The sequence below is a fragment of the Nocardia sp. NPDC050717 genome, from assembly GCF_040654275.1.
In the GTDB taxonomy this organism is placed as follows: domain Bacteria; phylum Actinomycetota; class Actinomycetes; order Mycobacteriales; family Mycobacteriaceae; genus Nocardia.
The window spans coordinates 67,614-86,868 of record NZ_JBFAHR010000012.1; the positions used below are offsets into that span (position 1 = coordinate 67,614).

General features: G+C 72.9%; 2 protein-coding genes. Both read left to right on the forward strand.

Annotation, left to right across the window (positions count from 1 at the left end):
- Window positions 1–5 precede the first annotated feature (5 nt).
- Entirely contained in the window at window positions 6–13,733 is a 13,728-nt protein-coding gene (locus AB0H56_RS23050; protein ID WP_357166814.1) for a type I polyketide synthase, read from the forward strand.
- On the forward strand, window positions 13,730–19,243 hold the full coding sequence (locus AB0H56_RS23055; protein ID WP_357166817.1) for an SDR family NAD(P)-dependent oxidoreductase: 5,514 nt from the start codon (window positions 13,730–13,732) through the stop codon (window positions 19,241–19,243). The genes AB0H56_RS23050 and AB0H56_RS23055 overlap by 4 nt, the downstream gene beginning before the upstream one ends.
- Window positions 19,244–19,255 lie beyond the last annotated feature (12 nt).

Here is a 19,255-nt window from a genome sequence, read left to right on the forward strand (position 1 = left end):
CAGAGGTGACCCGATCGGCCTTTGCCGTCGCTATCGTTGGTATGTCCTGCAGAATGCCGGGCGCGGCCGATCTGGAGAGTTTCTGGCAGCTGCTCAGGGCAGGGCGCGCCGCGATCGGCACCGCGCCGCCGAGCAGGGCACATCTCACCGAGCGGGCCGGATTCCTCGACAGCGCAGGGCGATTCGACGCCGACTTCTTCGGTGTCTCGCCCGTGGAGGCGCGGGCCGTCGATCCGCAGCAGCTGATGGCGCTGGAACTGAGCTGGGAGGCGCTCGAGGACGCGGGTCTGGCCCAGACGGCCAGGGACGCGCGGCGATGCGGTGTGTTCCTCGGCAGCACCGGGGGCGACTTCGCCGAAATCATTGCCTCCCAAGGCGGTCCGGGCGTCAGCAGGCATTCGCTGGTCGGCGTCGGACGCGGCATCATCGCCAACCGGATCTCCAACTACTTCGGGTTCAGCGGACCGAGCCTCGTCATCGACAGCGCGCAGGCGTCGTCTCTGGTCGCGGTGCACCTCGCGTGTGAGAGCCTGCGCAGCGGCGAGAGCGAGGTGGCCCTGGCCGGCGGTCTCAACCTGATCCTGTCGACGAGCAGCGGGGAGCGGATCGAGCAGTTCGGCGCGCAGTCGGCGCTCGGGGCGTGCCACACCTTCGACGCGCGGGCCGACGGCTTCGTACGCGGCGAGGGCGGCGGTGTGCTGGTGCTGAAACCGCTCGCGCGGGCGGTGGCCGACGGCGACCGGATCCATGCCGTGATCCGCGGCAGCGCGCTCAACACCGGCAACGATCATCGCGTGCTGAGCGCGCCGAGCCGGGAGGCGCAGGCGGCGGCGATCCGTTCCGCGCTGCGCGCCGCGGCGGCCGAGGCGGCGTCGGTGCACTACGTCGAATTGCACGGCACCGGAACGCCCGCGGGTGATCCGGTCGAGGCGGCCGCGCTCGGCGACGTCTACGGCGCCGAGCGGGCCGGGGACGCGGCGCTGGCCGTCGGATCGGTCAAGACGAACATCGGGCATCTGGAAGGCGCGTCCGGCATCGCCGGCCTCATCAAGACCGTGCTCTGTCTGCGGCACCGGGAACTCGTGCCCAGCCTGAACTTCGAGACGCCCAATCCGCGAATTCCGCTCGGCGACCTGGGTCTTCGGGTCGTGACCGGCGTCGAGCACTGGACATCCGACACGGTGCGCAGGGCGGGGGTGTCGTCGTTCGGAATGGGCGGATCGAATGCCCACCTGATCGTGGAGGAGGCGCCTGCCGTCGGGGCCGTCGAGCCCGCGGCGGACAGTGCGGCCGGTGCGGTGCCGTGGGTGGTGTCGGCGCGCAGCGAGGAGGGCGTGCGCGCGCAGGCGGCCCGGCTCCGCGACTGGGTGCTCCGCCGCCCGGAGCTGGACGCGGTCGATGTGGCGCACTCGCTGCTGCGCACGCGGGCCCAGATGTCGTGGCGCGGTGCCGTTGTCGGCGGCGATCGAGCGGAACTGCTGGCGGGTCTGGCCGCGCTGGCCGACCCGGCCGCGCCCGGCGGCGCGGCGATCGAGCCGTCGATCGGCCGGGCCGAGCAGCGCCGGATCGCGTTCGTCTTCCCGGGGCAGGGCAGCCAGTGGGCGGGGATGGCGCTCGAGCTGCTGGCGTCGAGCGGGGTGTTCGCGGCGTCGATCGCGGAGTGCGAAGCGGCGCTGGAACCGTATGTCGACTGGTCGCTGACGGCCGTGCTCCGCGACGACGATGCCGCGCCCCCACTGGACCGGGTGGATGTCGTGCAGCCGGTGCTGTTCGCGGTGATGGTGTCGCTGGCCCGGATGTGGCAGGCGGCCGGCGTGCACCCGGACGTGGTGATCGGCCACTCGCAGGGCGAGATCGCCGCCGCCCACATCGCAGGCGGACTGTCGCTGTCCGATGCGGCGCGGGTGGTGGCGCTGCGCTCGCGCGCGGTCGCCGAGGAACTGGCCGGACAGGGTGGCATGGCCTCGATCGGGCTCGGCGCCGACGCGGTGCGGGCCCGGCTGACGGCGTACGGCGACGACCTGTCGCTGGCGGCGGTGAACGGTCCGGCGCAGAGCGTGATCGCCGGTGATGTCGCGGCCATGGAGACGTTTCTCGCCGAGTGCGCGCGAGAAGGCGTGTGGGCCCGCCGGATTCCGGTCGACTACGCGTCGCATTCGGTCGCGGTCGAGCGGCTGCGTGCCCGGCTGCTCGCGGAGCTGGCGCCGATCCGTCCCCGGGCCGGAACGATTCCGTTCTTCTCCACCGTGCTCGCCGATCGGCTGGACACGGCGGAACTGGACGCCGACTACTGGTATCGGTCGTTGCGGGAGCCGGTGCGTTTCGCCGAGGCGGTCACCGCGCTGATCGGTGCGGGCGTCTCCGGCTTCGTCGAGGCGAGCCCGCATCCGGTCCTCACCCTGGGAATCGGCCTCACCGCGGACGCGGCCGGCGCCGAAGACGTGTGCGTCGTCGGGTCGCTGCGGCGTGGCGCGGGCGGCGCCGACCGGTTCCTGGCCTCGCTGGCGCAGGCGTACTGCGGTGGTGTGCCGGTGGAGCTGTCCGCGCTGGTGCCCGGCGGGACGCGAGTCGACCTGCCGCCGTACGCGTTTCAGCGCCGCGACTTCTCGACGCCGATCACCGCCCGTGCGCGGGTCGCCGAGTTCGGCCCTGCGCCAGGGGAACAGGAACCCCGGGACCCAGCTGCCGAGAGCACGGCTGACGCCTGGCGGGACAGCCCCCTCGCCCGCACGCTGCTCGCCGCACCCGAGTATCAGCGCGACGCGCTGGCCCTCGACATCGTGCGCGCGCACGCGGCCGCGATTCTCGGCCACGAGTCCGCTGCGGCGATCGAGGCCGACCTGCCGTTCACCGAGTTCGGGTTCGATTCCGTGAGCGGTGTCGAACTGCGGAACCGGCTGACGGGAGCCACCGGTGTGCCGCTGCCGAAGACGCTGGTCTTCGACCATCCCACCGCGACCGCGGTCGCCATGCTGCTCCGGTCGCGGCTCACGGGCGACGACAGCGGGCAGCCGCGGGTCACCCGGCGCGCGTCCACGGAGGAACCGATCGCGATCGTCGGCATGGGCGCTCGCTTCCCGGGCGGTGTGCGGTCGGCCGAGGACCTCTGGGATCTGGTGGCCGCGGGCCGGGACGCGATCGGGGAATTCCCGGCCGATCGCGGCTGGGACCTGGACCGGCTGTTCGACCCGGACCCCGACAAGCCGGGCAAGGTGACCACGCGCCACGGCGGATTCCTCACCGACGCGGGCGATTTCGACCCCGGCTTCTTCGGCATCAGCCCCCGCGAAGCGCTGGCGATGGATCCGCAGCAGCGGCTGCTGCTGGAAACGGCGTGGGAAGCACTCGAGGACGCGGGCATCGACCCGACCTCGCTGCGAGGCAGTGACACCGGCGTCTTCGCCGGTGCCTGCTCGTCGGGATACGCGGGCCGGGTCACCGGTGACCTCGAGGGATTCCGGCTGACCGGCACGTCGCACAGCGTGATCTCCGGCCGCGTCGCCTACGCGTTCGGTCTGGAGGGGCCCGCGGTCACCGTGGACACGGCCTGTTCGTCGTCGCTGGTGGCGCTGCACCTGGCGTGTCAGGCGCTGCGGCAGGGCGACAGCTCGCTCGTGCTCGCCGGCGGCGTGACCGTCGCGGCGAGTCCTGCTCTCTACGTGGACTTCTCGCGGCAGCGCGGGCTGGCGCCGGACGGCCGGTGCAAGGCGTTCTCGGCGGCCGCCGATGGTGTGGCCTGGTCGGAGGGCTCGGGCGTGCTCGTGCTCGAACGGCTCTCGGACGCACAGCGGCTCGGCCACCCGGTGCTGGCCGTCGTGCGCGGCAGCGCGGTGAACCAGGACGGCGCGAGCAACGGCCTGACGGCGCCGAACGGGCCGGCGCAGGAACGCGTGATCACCCAGGCCCTCGCCAATGCCGGGATCTCGGCGGCCGACGTCGACGCGGTGGAGGCGCACGGGACCGGGACGAGGCTCGGCGATCCGATCGAGGCCCAGGCGTTGATCGCCGCCTACGGGCAGGATCGCGGCGACCGGGAACCGCTGCGCATCGGCTCGGTGAAATCGAACATCGGCCATGCCGTGGCCGCCGCGGGCATGGCCGGTGTGATCAAGATGGTGCAGGCGATGCGGCACGAGCGGTTGCCGCGGTCGCTGCACCTAGACGCGCCCTCGCCGCATGTGGAGTGGACCTCGGGTGCGGTGCGCCTGCTCGCCGAAGCCGAACCCTGGACCGCGACGGATCGGGTGCGGCGGGCCGGTGTGTCGTCGTTCGGGATCAGCGGCACCAACGCGCACGTGATTCTCGAGGAAGCGCCCCCGGCGCCCGTTGCCCCCGGCGCGGCGCCGCGATCGACCGCCACCGTGCCGTTCGTCCCGCTGCTGGTGTCGGGGAAGGGCGCGGCGGGCCTGCGCGCGCAGGCCGCCCGGTTGCGGACGTGGCTGTCCGAACGACCGGAGCTCCCGGTCGCCGACGCGGCCTTCGCGCTGGCTACGGCACGGGCACAGCTGGACACCCGCGGCGTGGTCCTCGGCCGCGATCGGGACGAATTGCTCGCGCGGCTGACGGATCTGGCCGGCTCGGACCCGGGCGCCGGTGTCGTCGTGGGAGCGGTCGGGCCGGGCCGCACGGCGTTCCTGTGCACGGGCCAGGGCGCGCAGCGGGTGGGGATGGGCGCCGGGCTGTACGCGGCGTTCCCGGCTTTCGCCACCGCGCTGGACGCGGTGTGCGCCCAGTTCGATCCGGTGCTGGGGTGCTCGCTGAAGCAGGTCATGTTCGGCGGCGCCGAGGCCGCGGTGCTGGATCGGACGGAGTTCACCCAGCCCGCGCTGTTCGCCTTCGAGGTGGCGCTGTACCGGCTGCTGGAATCGTTCGGTGTCATCCCGGACGTGCTGATCGGGCATTCGATCGGTGAGGTCGCGGCCGCCCACCTCGCGGGCGTGTGGTCGCTGGCGGACGCCTGCCGGTTGGTGGCGGCGCGCGGGCGGCTCATGGGCGCCCTGCCCGAGGGCGGTGCGATGCTGGCCGTCGCGGCGCCGGAGCACGAGGTGGACGATGTCGTCGCGCGGTACCCCGGTCGCGTGTCCGTCGCCGCGGTGAACGCGCCCGCCGCCCTGGTGATCTCGGGCGACGACGACGCGGTCGCCGAGATCGGGGCCCTGTTCGCCGAGCGTGGCACGAAGACGTCACGACTGCGGGTCAGCCACGCCTTCCACTCCCATCGCATGGATCCGATGCTGGCCGAATTCGAGGCTGTCGCCACGGAATTGACCTACCACCGGCCACGGCTGCCGCTGGTCTCGAATGTGACCGGGCAGCAGGCCGGGGACGAGATGACCGAGCCCGCCTACTGGGTCCGGCAGGTGCGGGCCGCGGTGCGCTTCGCGCCCGGCATCGAGCACCTGCTCGCCTCGGGGGTGACCCGGTTCCTGGAAATCGGCCCCGACGCGGTGCTGGCCGCCCTCACCCGGCAGACCCTGCCAGACGGCGCGGAAGCGGTGGTGAGCGCGGCCGCGCGCCGCGACCAGGACGAGCCCTACCAGTTCACGACGATGCTGGCCCAGGCACACGTCGCCGGTGTCTCCGTGGACTGGACCTCGCTGCTCGAGCGCGACGCGACAGGGCGAGTTCCCTTGCCCACCTACGCCTTCCAGCACCAGCGCTACTGGCTGCCGCCGCGTCCCGAGGGCGGGGCCGTCGGCCATCCGCTGCTCACCGGTGTGGTGCCGGTGGCCGGGGCGGACGAGTTCGTGTTCACCGGCCGGTTCTCGCTGCCGACCGACCCGTGGGTCGCCGACCACATGACCTACGGCACCGTGGTGCTGCCGAGCGCGACCCTCGTGGAATTCCTGATGGTCGCGGGCGGGCGCATCGACTGCGGCGTGGTCGAGGAGCTCACCCTGGAGGCTCCGATCCTGCCGTCGGACGACGACGAGGTCGAACTCCAGGTCTCGGTGGGCGAACCCGACGGGACCGGCCGACGGCAGTTCACCTTCTACTTCCGCGCGTCCGGTCGCCGCGCGGGGGAGTGGGTGCGCAACGCCAGCGGGGTGCTGGCGCCGTCCTGGAGCGGTGACAACGCGCTGCTGGACCGGCTGCGGGACGAGCCGTGGCCACCCGCCGACGCCGAAATCCTCGACACCGCCTCTGTTCCCGAGCGCATCGCCAAGGGCTCCGGACTCGAATACGGTCCGGCGTTCCTCGGCGTCGACGCCGCCTGGCACCGGGACGGGACCGTCTTCTCCCAGATCACCCTGGACACCGGCGCCGCGGCCGAACCGGAGCGGTTCGACCTGCATCCGGCCCTGTTCGACCTGGTGATGCACGCCGGGCTGGCCGGGCTGGTCTGGCACGAGCAGGACAGCGATCCGGACACCGGCAGGCTGCTGTTCCGCTGGGGCGGCGCGCGGCTGCACCAGCCGCTGGTCAAGGCCACCACACTGCGGGTCATCGCCGTGGCGTCCGGCCCGGAGACGATCTCGGTCGCGACCGTCGACGCGGCGGGCAGGCCGGTGGTCTCCGTCGACGCGGTCGTCATGCGGCCCTATGACGTGCGGCAGATGCGCGCCACACTCGCCGGGGACGAGGCCGACCTCTACGAGGTCCGGTGGACTCCGATGGTGGCCCCGGCGCCGACGGCGGCCACGGACCGGATGGCCGTACTCGGCTCGGCACCGGTCGCCGGAATCGGCACCTGCTCCGGAACCCCCGCCGAACTCGCCGCGGCGGACGTGGTTCCCGATGTCGTGCTCTGGCAGCCGGAAGTCGCCGGCACCGAGGCGGAAGCCGTTCGCGCACAGCTGGAATCGGTGGTGGCGACGCTGCGGGCCTGGCTGGCCGAGGACCGGCTGGCGCAAACCCGCCTGGTCGTGCTGACCGGCAACGGCGCCGGACTGCCGGGGGAGGCACCGGATCTCGCCGCGGCGGGCGTGCGGGGCCTGCTGCGCAGCGCCCAGACCGAATATCCGGACCGGCTCGCCGTCCTCGACGCCGACCCGTCGGGCACGGTGGACGCGGCACTGGTCGGCGCCTTGATCGCGGCCGGCGAGGAGCAGGCGGCGGTGCGCTCGGGATCGCTGCTCGTGCCCAGGCTGGTGCGAGCGGGGCAGGCCGGCCACCGGGCGCGACCGAGCCGCGAGGCCAAGTCCTTCGGCGCGGGCACCGTCCTGATCACCGGCGGCACCGGCGGTCTCGGCGCGCTCGTGGCTCGCCACCTCGTCTCCGCGCACGGCGTGCGCCGCCTGCTGCTCGTCTCCAGGCGGGGTGAAACCGCCGACGGTGCAACAGAACTGGTGGGGGAACTGATCGACGCCGGCGCTGCCGTCCGGGTGGCGGCCTGCGATGTGAGCGACCGCGAAGCCCTGCGTGCCCTCCTGGACTCCCTCGACACCGAACATCCGCTGACCGGTGTCGTGCACGCGGCGGGCGTCCTCGACGACGCCACCCTCGCGGGCCTGACGGCCGAACAGGTGCGGCGCGTGTTCGACGCGAAGGCCACCTCCGCGTGGCACCTGCACGAACTCACGCGCGACAGCGAGTTGTCGGCGTTCGTGCTGTTCTCGTCCGTCGCGGCGACCATCGGAACGGCGGGCCAGGGCAACTACGCCGCGGCCAACGCCTTCCTCGACGCCCTGGCACAGCGCCGCCGAGCCGACGGACTGCCCGCGATCTCCCTGGCGTGGGGGCCGTGGAACGCGGCGGCGGGCATGACCGGCGCGTTGGACCGCGGCGCCGTGGCGCGCTGGGAGCGGCTCGGTCTGCATCCCCTCGGCGACGACGCGGGTCTGCGTCTGTTCGACGCGGCCGTCGGCGAGCCCGCCGCCCACCTCGCGGCCATCGGGTTCGACCCGGCACAGCTGCGCCGCTCCGCCCGCGACGGTGCGGTGCCCGCGGTGCTGCGCGGTTTCCTGCCCCGCACCGCCGATCGGCCCGCGGCCGCGTCGAGCTCGCTGGGCACCAGACTCGGCCGGGTCCCGGAGGCCCAGCGGGCCGAGGTGGTGCTCGACCTGGTTCGCGAACACGCGGCGGCGGTCCTCGGCCACGGTTCCGCCGACGACATCGACGCCGACGCGCGGTTCGACACGCTCGGGTTCGACTCGCTCGGCGGCGTCGAATTCCGCAACCGGCTGGCCAAGGCCACCGGTGTCCAGCTGCCGTCCACCCTGGTCTTCGACCACCCCACCGCCGCGGCGGTCGCCGCCCTGCTGCGGGCCAAGATCGCGGGAACGGAATCCGGTCCGCGGACGACGCGGGTGTCGCGCCGTGCCCGTGCCGACGAGCCGATCGCGATCGTCGGCATGAGCTGCCGGTTCCCCGGCGGCGTCCGAACCCCCGATCAGCTCTGGGACCTGGTGCGGTCGGGGACCGATGCCACCACGGAGTTCCCGGACGACCGCGGCTGGGATCTGCACCAGCTGATCGACCAGGATCCGGACAAGCCGGGAACGGTCTACAGCCGCGGCGGCGGATTCCTCGACGACGCTGCCGATTTCGACGCGGGATTCTTCGGGATCAGTCCGCGGGAGGCGTTGGCGATGGATCCCCAGCAGCGGTTGCTGCTGGAGGCCTCCTGGGAGGCATTGGAACAGTCCGGCATCGACCCGGTCGCGTTGCGCGGCAGCGACACCGGTGTCTTCGCGGGCGCGTGCGCCTCGGGATATGTCGACCGGGTCACCGGTGATCTCGAGGGATACCGGCTCACCGGCACCACTCACAGCGTCGTCTCGGGTCGCGTCGCCTACGTGTTCGGCCTCGAGGGACCGGCGGTCACCATCGACACCGCGTGCTCGTCGTCCCTGGTGGCCCTGCATCTGGCCTGCCAGGCGCTGCGACAGGGCGAAACGTCGCTGGCGCTGGCGGGCGGTGTCACCGTGGCGGCGACCCCGTACCTGTCGGTGGATTTCGCGCGGCAGCGCGGCCTTTCGCCGGACGGCCGCTGCAAGGCGTTCTCCGCGTCCGCCGACGGGGTGGCCTTCGCCGAGGGCGTCGGTGTGCTGGTGCTGGAACGGCTGTCGGACGCGCGGCGGCTCGGCCACGATGTCCTGGCCGTCGTCCGGGGCAGCGCGGTGAACCAGGACGGCGCGAGCAACGGCCTGACGGCGCCGAACGGTCCGTCGCAGGAGCGCGTGATCGCGCAGGCCCTCGCCAATGCCGGGCTCACCCCCGCCGACGTGGACGCGGTGGAAGCGCACGGAACCGGCACCCCGCTCGGGGATCCCATCGAAGCCAACGCGTTGATCGCCGCCTACGGGCAGCAGCGGGGGGACCGGGAACCGCTGCGCATCGGCTCGATCAAGTCGAACATCGGCCACACCGTGGCCGCGGCGGGCGTCGGTGGCGTGATCAAGATGGTGCAGGCGCTGCGGCACGAAACCCTGCCGAGGACGCTGCACGCGGACGAGCCGAGCCCGCACGTGGACTGGTCCGTCGGCGATGTCCGCCTGCTGACCGAGGCCACGCCCTGGCCGGCCGGTGACCGGGTGCGCCGGGCGGGCGTGTCGTCGTTCGGTGTCAGCGGCACCAACGCGCACGCGATCCTCGAGGAAGCACCGGCGCCGGTCGGCGCACCACCGGTTTCGCACGGCCGACCCACCACGGTGCCGTGGTTGCTCTCGGCCAAGAGCGCGACCGCCCTGCGCGCGCAGGCGGTGAAGCTGCGGCGGTGGCTGGACGAACACCCGGACACCGATCCGGTGGACGTGGCGTATTCGCTCGCCACCACCAGGACACAGCACGAGTCCCGGGCCGTGATCGTGGGCGGCGATCGTGCCGAACTGCTGGCGCTACTGGAGGCGCTCGGCGCCGGAACCGCTTCGGCGGGAATCGTTTCCGGCTCGGCGGGCACCGGCAAGACCGCCTTCCTGTTCACCGGGCAAGGCGCGCAGCGGGTCGGGATGGGTGCCGGTCTGGCCGACGCCTTCCCGGTGTTCGCCGCCGCGCTGGACGAGGTGTGTGCCGAGTTCGATCCGCTGCTGGGCTTTTCGCTGCGGCGGGCGATGTTCACGGGGCAGCTGGCGGACGATCGCGACACCGCGGCGGAACCCGGACCGCTGGACCGGACCCGCGTGACCCAGCCCGCCCTGTTCGCGTTCGAAGTGGCGATGGCGCGGCTCCTCGAATCCTTCGGGCTCGTCCCGGACATGGTGATCGGGCATTCCCTCGGCGAACTGGCCGCGGCGTACGTGGCCGGTGTGTGGACGCTGCCGGACGCGTGCGCGCTGGTCGCGGCGCGCGGCCGCCTGATGGACGCGCTGCCCGCCGGCGGTGCCATGCTCGCCGTCGCCGCGTCGGAGACCGAGATCGACGCGGTCATCGGGGGAATCGGTGACCGGGTGTCGGTGGCGGCGGTGAACACGCCTCATGCCGTGGTGGTGTCGGGCGACGAGGAGGCCGTCGGCGAGATCGAGCGCCGCTGCGCCGAGCGGGGGCGCAAGACGAACCGTCTGCGGGTGTCGCACGCGTTCCATTCCCCTCGGATGGAGCCGATGCTGGCCGAGTTCGCGGCCGTGTTCGAGGACGTGACCTTCCACCCGCCTCGGGTTCCCCTAGTGTCCAACGTTTCCGGGCGGATCGCGGGCGAGGAGATCCTGGAGCCGGCGTACTGGGTGTCGCAGGTGCGCGCCGCGGTGCGTTTCGCACCCGGTGTCGAGGCGCTGGCGGCGGCGGGGGTGCGCCGGTTCCTCGAAGTGGGGCCCGACGCGGTGCTCGCGGCGATGGCCCGGCAGACGCTGCCCGCGGAGCTGGAGGCTCGCTCGGTGGTGGCCGCGTCGGCGCGGCGTGAGCACGACGAGACCGGGCAGTTGCTGTCGGTACTCGCCCACGCGCACGTCGCAGGCCTGTCCGTCGACTGGAAGGCGCTGTTCGCGGATCGGCCTGCGGAACGAATCGCGTTGCCCACCTACGCTTTCGAACACCGGCGGTACTGGCTCGACCCCAGCCCGGCGGAACCACGCAATGCCTCGGGACACCCGCTGCTCACCGACGTGGTGCGCGTGGCCGACCGCGACGAGTGGCTGGTCACGGGACGGCTCTCGCTGCGCGCCCATCCCTGGATCGCCGACCACACCACCTACGGCGTCGTCCTTGTGCCGAGCGCCGCGCTCATGGAGATGCTGCTGGTCGCTGCGCCCCGGATCGGGTGCGCGGCGGTGGCGGAACTCATCCTCGAGGCGCCGATCCTGCCGCGGCCCGACGACGAGGTCGAGCTGCAGGTGCTTGTGCGCGAACCCGATGCCACGGGGCGTCGGCCGTTCACGTTCCACTATCGCCACACCGGCGACCGGACGGGCGGGGAGTGGACCCGCAACGCCAGCGGCGTGCTCAGCGCCAGCCCGCTGCTCGACATCGGGCTGATGGACATGCTGCGGAACACGCCGTGGCCGCCGGTCGACGCCGAACCGGTTGCCACCGACTGGATTCCGGCCCAGGTTGCGCGCGCCGCCGGACTGGAATACGGCGCCGCGTTCCTCGGCGTCGACGCCGCGTGGCGCAGCGGTGACACGGTGTTCTCCGAGGTCACCCTGAATCAGGACGTCCCGGCCGAAGGGTTCCAGCTGCATCCGGCGCTGTTCGACATGGTGATGCACGCGGGTATCGCCTGCCTGATCTGGCCGGACCACCAGGGCGATCCGACCGAGGGCAAACTCCTGTTCCGCTGGGGTGGCACGCGGATCCACTCGACGGCCGCGGTCCGGACACTGCGGGTGATGGCCATCCAGCGCGACGGCGAGGCGATCTCCGTCGTGGCCGTCGACCAGGACGGAACGCCGGTGGTCACCATCGACGAGGCGGTGATGCGCTCCTACGACGTCCAGCAGTTCCGCGCCACCCTCCCCGGCGGCCGCGCGGCACGGTACGGGACGCGCTGGTCGGCGGTGGACACTCCCGACGCGCTCACCCCGGCCGTGGATGTGGCCGTGCTCGGCGCCGCACACGTGGACGGCATCGTCGAGCGGTATTCGGACCTGGGTGCCCTCGCCGCGGCGCCGATCCTCCCCGAAGTCGTGGTGTGGTCCGAACCGGCTGCCGTCCAAGGGGTTTCGCCGGCATCCGCGTCCCGGCGCGTCGGTGTCGCCTTGCGCACGGTTCGGGACTGGCTGGCCGACGAGCGATTCGCGCGGTCGAGGCTGATCGTGCTGACCAGCCGTGCCGCGGCCCTGCCAGACGAGGCGGTGGACAGCGCGTCGGCCGCGGTGTGGGGACTGATCCGGACCGCGCAGACCGAGTACCCGGACCGGATCGTATTGCTCGACACCGACGATTCCGCTGGAACACAGCGGTTTTCGGCTGATTCCCTGCGGGCGGTCCTCGCGACCGGCGAACCCCAGGCCGCGGTGCGGGGCGACCGCGTCCTGGTCCCGCGCCTGGAGGCGCTACCGGCGTCACACGACGCGGTGGACGGGGCGTTCGGCTCCGGCACGGTGCTGATCACCGGCGGAACCGGGGGACTGGGCACGCTGCTGGCCCGGCACCTGGTCGCCACGCACGGCGTGCGGCGGCTCCTCCTGGTCTCCCGCAGCGGCGAGCGCGCCGACGGTGCGACGGAACTCGTGGCCGAACTGTCCCGCTCCGGTGCCGAGGTGCGGATCGCGGCCTGCGATGTCAGCGACCGCGCCGCGCTGCGCGACCTGCTGGCCACGCTGCCCGCGGAGTATCCGCTCACCGGTGTCGTCCATACGGCGGGCGTGCTCGACGACGCCGCGTTCCACACGCTCACCGACGACCGGATCGACCGGGTTTTCGCGGCCAAGGCCGCCGCCGCCTGGCATCTGCACGAGCTCACCCGCGACCTGACACTGTCCGCGTTCGTGCTGTTCTCGTCGATCGCCGGCCTGATCGGCTCGGCGGGCCAGGCGAACTACGCCGCCGCGAACGGCTTCCTGGACGCCCTCGCCCGGCAGCGCCGCGCCGAAGGCCTGCCCGCGCTCTCGCTCGCCTGGGGTCCGTGGCGGCAGGACCTCGGCATGACCGGCGCCCTGGACCGCACGGCCATGAACCGCTGGGAACGACTCGGTCTGGCTCCGCTGGACCCCGCCGACGGCCTGCGCCTGTTCGACGAAGCGCTGACCACCGACGAACCGGCGCCCGCGCTGCTGCGACTCGACGCCGACACGCTCCGCATGGAAGCGCACGCGGGCCCGCTGCCGGCGGTGCTGCGCGGATTCATGCGCACTCGCGGCCGGTCGGCCCAGGCGGCGGGCGCTGAGCTGTCGCTCGGTGAGCGTCTGCACGGGGTGCCCGCGGCGCGGCGGCGGGCGGTCGTGCTGGATCTGGTGCGCGATCACGTGGCGGCGGTCCTGGGATACGGGTCGGCCGAGGACATCGGGCCGGATCGCGGCTTCAGCGAACTCGGCTTCGATTCGCTCGGTGGTGTCGAGTTCCGCAACCGCCTGGCGCGGACGACAGCGCTCGCCCTGCCGTCGACCCTGGTCTTCGACTATCCGACGGCCGACGAAGTCACCGATTATCTGCTGGCGCAGACCCCGGTGGCGGCGGCGCCAGACGCGCCTGCGCCCGCGGCGGTGCCCGACGACATCGCCCGGCTCGAGGCGCTGCTCGAGCGGATCATCGCCGACGGCGGCGACAGTGACGAGATCGTCGCCGGATTGCGGGGCGTCAACGAGCGCCTGCGCGCCCATCTGGCGGGAACGTGGTCGGACGGCGAGTTCGATGATCTCGAATTCCGTTCCGATAGTGATCTTTTGGATCTGATTGACGAGGAGTTCGGCCCAGCATGACCAATCCCGGCACCAGCAACGAGGAACGTCTCAGCCGGTATCTGCGCAAGCTCACCGGAGACCTCCGCGCCGCCAAGAAGCACATCCAGCAGCTGGAGGACCGGGCGGGCGAGCCGATCGCCATCGTCGGCATGAGCTGCCGATACCCCGGCGGGATCGACACCCCGGCGCGGCTGTGGGACGCGGTCGCCGCCGGAACCGACGCCGTCGGCCTCTTTCCGGACGATCGCGGCTGGGACCTCGAGCGGCTGTTCGACACCGATCCGGACGCGCCAGGGACCGTCTACACGCGGGAAGGCGGATTCCTCGACGCGGCAGGCGAATTCGACGCCGGCTTCTTCGGGATCGGCCCGAGTGCGGCGCTGGCGATGGATCCGCAGCAGCGGCTGTTCCTGGAAACGGCCTGGGAGGCACTCGAAGACGCGGGCATCGACCCGACGGCCCTGCGCGGCAGCGACACCGGCGTGTTCGCGGGTGTGATCCATCAGGACTACGGCCCGCGCGTCGGCTCGCCCGGGCTCACCGCCGAGGCGGAAGGACATGCCTACCTGGGTGTGTCGAACAGCGTGCTGTCCGGCCGGGTGGCCTTCACCTTCGGGTTCAAGGGCCCGGCGCTGTCGGTGGACACCGCCTGCTCCTCGTCGCTGGTCGCCCTGCACCTGGCCTGCCACGCGCTGCGCCAGGGTGACACCTCGCTGGCCCTGGTCGGCGGCGTCACCGTGATGTCGGATCCGGCGCTGCTCATCGCGTTCGGCCGCCAGCACGCGCTGTCGCCGGACGCGCGGTGCAAGGCGTTCGCGGCGGCGGCGAACGGGACGGGATTCTCCGAGGGGCTCGGCATGCTGGCGATCGAGCGGCTGTCCGACGCCCACCGGCTCGGCCACCGGGTGCTGGCGGTCATCCGGGGCAGCGCGGTCAACCAGGACGGCGCCAGCAACCGGCTGACCGCGCCGAACGGTCCGTCGCAGGAGAAGGTGATCGCGCGGGCGCTCGCCAACGCCGGGCTCGCGCCCGCCGATGTCGACGCGGTCGAAGCGCACGGCACCGGCACCACGCTGGGTGACCCGATCGAGGCACAGGCGCTGATCGCCGCCTACGGCCGCGATCGTGCCGGTGCGCCGCTGCGGATCGGCTCGCTCAAGTCCAATATCGGCCACACCTCGGCGGCCGCGGGCGTGGGCGGCGTGATCAAGATGGTGCAGGCGATGCGGCACGACCTGCTGCCCGCGACCTTGCACGTGGACGCGCCGACCCCGCACGTGGACTGGTCGGCGGGTTCGGCGCGGCTGCTCACCGCGGCCGAACCCTGGCCCGCGGGCGAGCGGGTCCGGCGTGCCGGGGTGTCCTCCTTCGGCGCCAGCGGGACCAACGCCCACGTGATCCTGGAGGAGGCCCCCGCCCTCGACGACGCGGCCACCGAGACCGCGGACGCCGCGCCGGAACAGAGTGCGCGCGCGGTGACGGCCGGCGTGTCCACCTGGCTGCTCTCGGCGAAGACCGAGGACGGTCTGCGCGCGCAGGCAGACAAGCTGCGGCGGTTCGCGATCGCGCACCCCGACGTGGCGATCGACGACATCGGGCATGCGCTGCTGACGACCCGCGCCCGCCTGGACTGGCGGGGCGCGGTGGTCGGCGGCGATCGCGACACCTTGCTGGCCGGGCTGGCCGCGCTCGCGGAGCACGGCACGGCGTGCACCTCCGCCGGCGTGACGGCAGCGCGGGCGACGTCGCGCGCGACCGCGTTCCTGTGCACCGGGCAGGGCGCGCAGCGGGCCGGGATGGGGCGCGAACTCCACGCGGCGTTTCCGGTGTTCGCCGCGGCACTGGACGAGGTGTGCGCGCAGTTCGATCCACTGCTCGGCGTCTCCCTGCGGCAGGTGATGTTCACCGGCGGCGGACCCGATGCGACCGACCTGCTGGATCGCACCGAGTTCACCCAGCCCGCCCTGTTCGCCTACGAGGTCGCGCTGTTCCGGCTGCTGGCCTCGTTCGGCGTCACCCCGGACTACCTGATCGGCCATTCGATCGGCGAACTGGCCGCGGCGTACCTCGCCGGTGTCTGGACACTGCCGGACGCCTGCCGACTGGTGGCGGCCCGGGGTCGGCTGATGGGCGCACTCCCCGCCGGCGGCGCGATGCTGGCCGTCGCGGCGGCGGAAGAGGAAGTGGCGCAGGCACTCTCCGGCCAGGGCGAGCGCGTGTCCCTCGCCGCGGTGAACGCGCCGAGGGCCGTCGTGGTGTCCGGGGACGAGGACGCCGTGGCCGCTCTCGGGCGGGAGTTCTCCGCGCAGGGCCGCGAGACCTCGCGGCTGCGGGTGTCGCACGCGTTCCATTCCCCGCGGATGGATCCGATGCTGGCCGAGTTCGGCACTGTCGCACGGGATGTCGAGTACCGTCGCCCGCTGGTGCCGCTGGTGTCGAACCTGACGGGACGGATCGCGGGCGAGGAAATCCTCGACCCGGCCTACTGGGTGCGGCAGGTGCGCTCGGCCGTGCGGTTCGCGCCGGGGATCGATTCGCTGGCTGCCGCCGGGGTGCGCCGATTCGTCGAAGTCGGACCGGACGCCGTCCTGGCGGCCATGACCAGGCAGACACTGCCGGCGGACATCGACGCGCAGGCACTGGTGCTCGCGGGCGCCCGTCGCGGGCACGGCGAGGTCGAGCAGTTCGTGACCGCGCTGGCGGGGGCCGCGGTGGCCGGTGCCGACGTCGACTGGAGCGTGTTCTTCGCCGGCCGTTCGATGGCCCGGGTGTCCTTGCCCACCTATGCCTTCCAGCGTCGCCGCTACTGGCTCGAAACCACGCCGGGTGGCGCCGTCGCCGACTCGCTCGGCTCGCGGGCGGTGGCGCATCCCGTGCTGGACGCGGCCGTGCCGATGGCCGCGGGTGGTGTCGTCCTGACCGGGCGGCTGTCGGCGTTGTCGCAGCCGTGGCTGGCCGACCACGTCATCGGCGGGGTCATGTTGCTGCCGGGCACCGGGTTCGTGGAGTTGGCGTTGCGGGCAGGCCGGGAGGCCGGGTGCCCGGTGCTCGAGGAGCTGATGCTGCAGACCCCGCTGGTGTTGCCGCCGACGGGTGGGGTGCGGATCCAGGTCGTCGTCGGCGGGCCCGAACCGGAGTCGGCGCAGCGCTCGCTCGCCATCTACTCCCGCGGCGCGCACGACCAGGACGGCCCGTGGGAACTGCACGCACATGGCCAGTTGACCAGCCGCGATGACACCGCTGTCCCGGAGCCGCGGGCCTGGCCGCCCGCGGACGCGACCGCCGTCGAGATCGACTACGCGAAGTTCCTGACGCGCGGCTACGACCTGGGACCCGCCTTCCAGGGCGTGCGGGCGCTGTGGCGTCACGGGGACGAAGTGTTCGCCGAGATCGCCGTCGACGCCGAGACCGGCGTGCGGGGTGCCGGATTCGGCATCCACCCGGCCCTGCTGGACGCGACCCTGCAGACCGGCCTGCTGGCCGGCGTCCAGGAGATTCCACCGGGGCAGGTCGTGCTGCCGTTCGCGTGGCAGTCGGTGGCGCTGTTCACCGCCGAAGCCGCGGTGCTGCGGGCGCGGCTGACCGTGAGCGGTTCGCGGGTGTCGGTCTCGATGACCGATGAGCACGGGCAACCGGTGCTGGCGGGCGAGATGACGACCCGTCCGGTACCGGTGGCACAGCTCGCCGCTGGTGCGGCCGCTCCGGTTCTGGAGCTGGTGTGGTCGCCGGTCGACGCCGCGTCCTCGGTGGCGGAAACCGCAGTGGGACAGTGGGACCGACTGGACCCCGACTCGCCGGTGCCGCCACTGGTCGTGCTCGAGGCCGGGTCCGGCTGGACCGGGAACACCGGCGCCGACGTGGTGGCCACGACACACGCCGAGGTCGCCCGGGTACTCGGCGTGGTGCAGGAGTGGTTGCGGGAGGACCGGTTCGCGTCCAGCAGGCTGGTGGTGGCGACGCGGGGCGCGGTCGCGCTGCCCGGTGAAGATGTCACCGACCTGGCCGGGGCCGCGGTGTGGGGTCTCGTACGCAGCGCGCAGTCGGAGAATCCGGACCGAATTCACCTGGTCGACAGCGACACTCGCATCGAGGAGCGACTCGCGGCGCGAGCTGTGACCGAGGCACAAGTGGTGCTGCGCGCCGGTGTCGCGCACACCGCCCGGCTCCGCCGATCCACCGCGGTGCCCGCGGCCGGTGACGGTTCCGCGTTCGGCACCGGAGCGGTGCTGATCACCGGTGGCACCGGCGGTCTGGGCGCGGTGCTCGCCCGGCACGTGGTCCTCGCGCACGGGGTGCGATCGTTGCTGCTGGTCAGCCGCAGTGGTCCGCGCGCAGACGGTGTCGCGGCGCTCACGGCCGAGCTGACGGAGCTGGGCGCGCGCGTTCGGGTGCTGGCGTGTGATGTCAGCGATCCCGTCGCGGTGCGCCGGTTGGTGGCCGAGGCGCCGGAGCCGTTGACCGGCGTGATCCACGCCGCGGGCGTTCTCGACGACGGAGTCGTCGCGGCGCTGACCGCGGCCCGGATGGATGCCGTCCTGGCGCCGAAGGCCGACGCCGCCTGGTATCTGCACGAGGCGACCGCCGCACTGGATCTGTCGGCGTTCGTGGTGTTCTCGTCGCTCTCGGGCACCATCGGCGGGCCGGGGCAGGCCAATTACGCGGCCGCCAACACCTTCCTCGACGGTCTGGTCGCCCACCGGCGCGCCCTAGGGCTGGCCGCGCGGTCACTGGCCTGGGGCCCGTGGGCCCACTCGGGCGGCATGACCGGCCACCTCACCGAGGTCGACGCGGCCCGGACGACCCGCGCCGGATTCACCGCGCTGTCCGACGAGAAAGCCTTGGCCGCAGGGGATTCGGTCCTCGCGGCCGGCCCGGACCACGCGGTGATCACCGGCATCGACACCACCGCCCTCCGCGCCAAGGCCGAGGCCGGACTGCTGCCACCCCTGCTCCGGGAGCTGGTCCCTCGGACGGCCACCCGTTCGGTGTCCACGCCGGTGGCGTCCTCCGGGCTGCGGCAACGACTCGCCGGCCTGGATACCGATCGGCAGCGGAAGGTCGTGCTCGACGCCGTCCGCGCGCACGTGCGCGCCGTCCTCGGCCGCGACGCAGGCTCGGCGCTCGAGGCCGACCGCAGCACGTTCCAGGACCTCGGATTCGATTCCCTGGGGGCGGTAGAGCTGCGCAACCGGGTGAAAGCCGACACCGGCCTGGCGCTGGCGGCCACCGTCGTCTTCGACTACCCGACACCGGCCGCGCTGGCCGAGCACCTCCGCGAACAACTCACGGACGGACCGACGGACAAGCCGGCGCGCTCGATCGACGCGGTCTTCGACGATCTGGAAACCGCTTTGGCGACCGGACACCGGGCCGACGACGAAAAGGCCAGGATCGCCGCGCGATTGCAGTCGATCGCGGCCAGTTGGGCAGCGCGGATCGACACCGCGGGCAGCCATCGCGACGACGACGTGGAAGACGCCGACGAAGCGGCGCTCTTCGCGATTCTCGACAGCGAACTGGACGCCTGAGCACGGAATTCC

Coding starts and splice junctions, on each gene's coding strand:
- AB0H56_RS23055 (WP_357166817.1), top strand. CDS start 13,730: ATGACCAATCCCGGCACCAGCAACGAGGAACGTCTCAGCCGGTATCTG.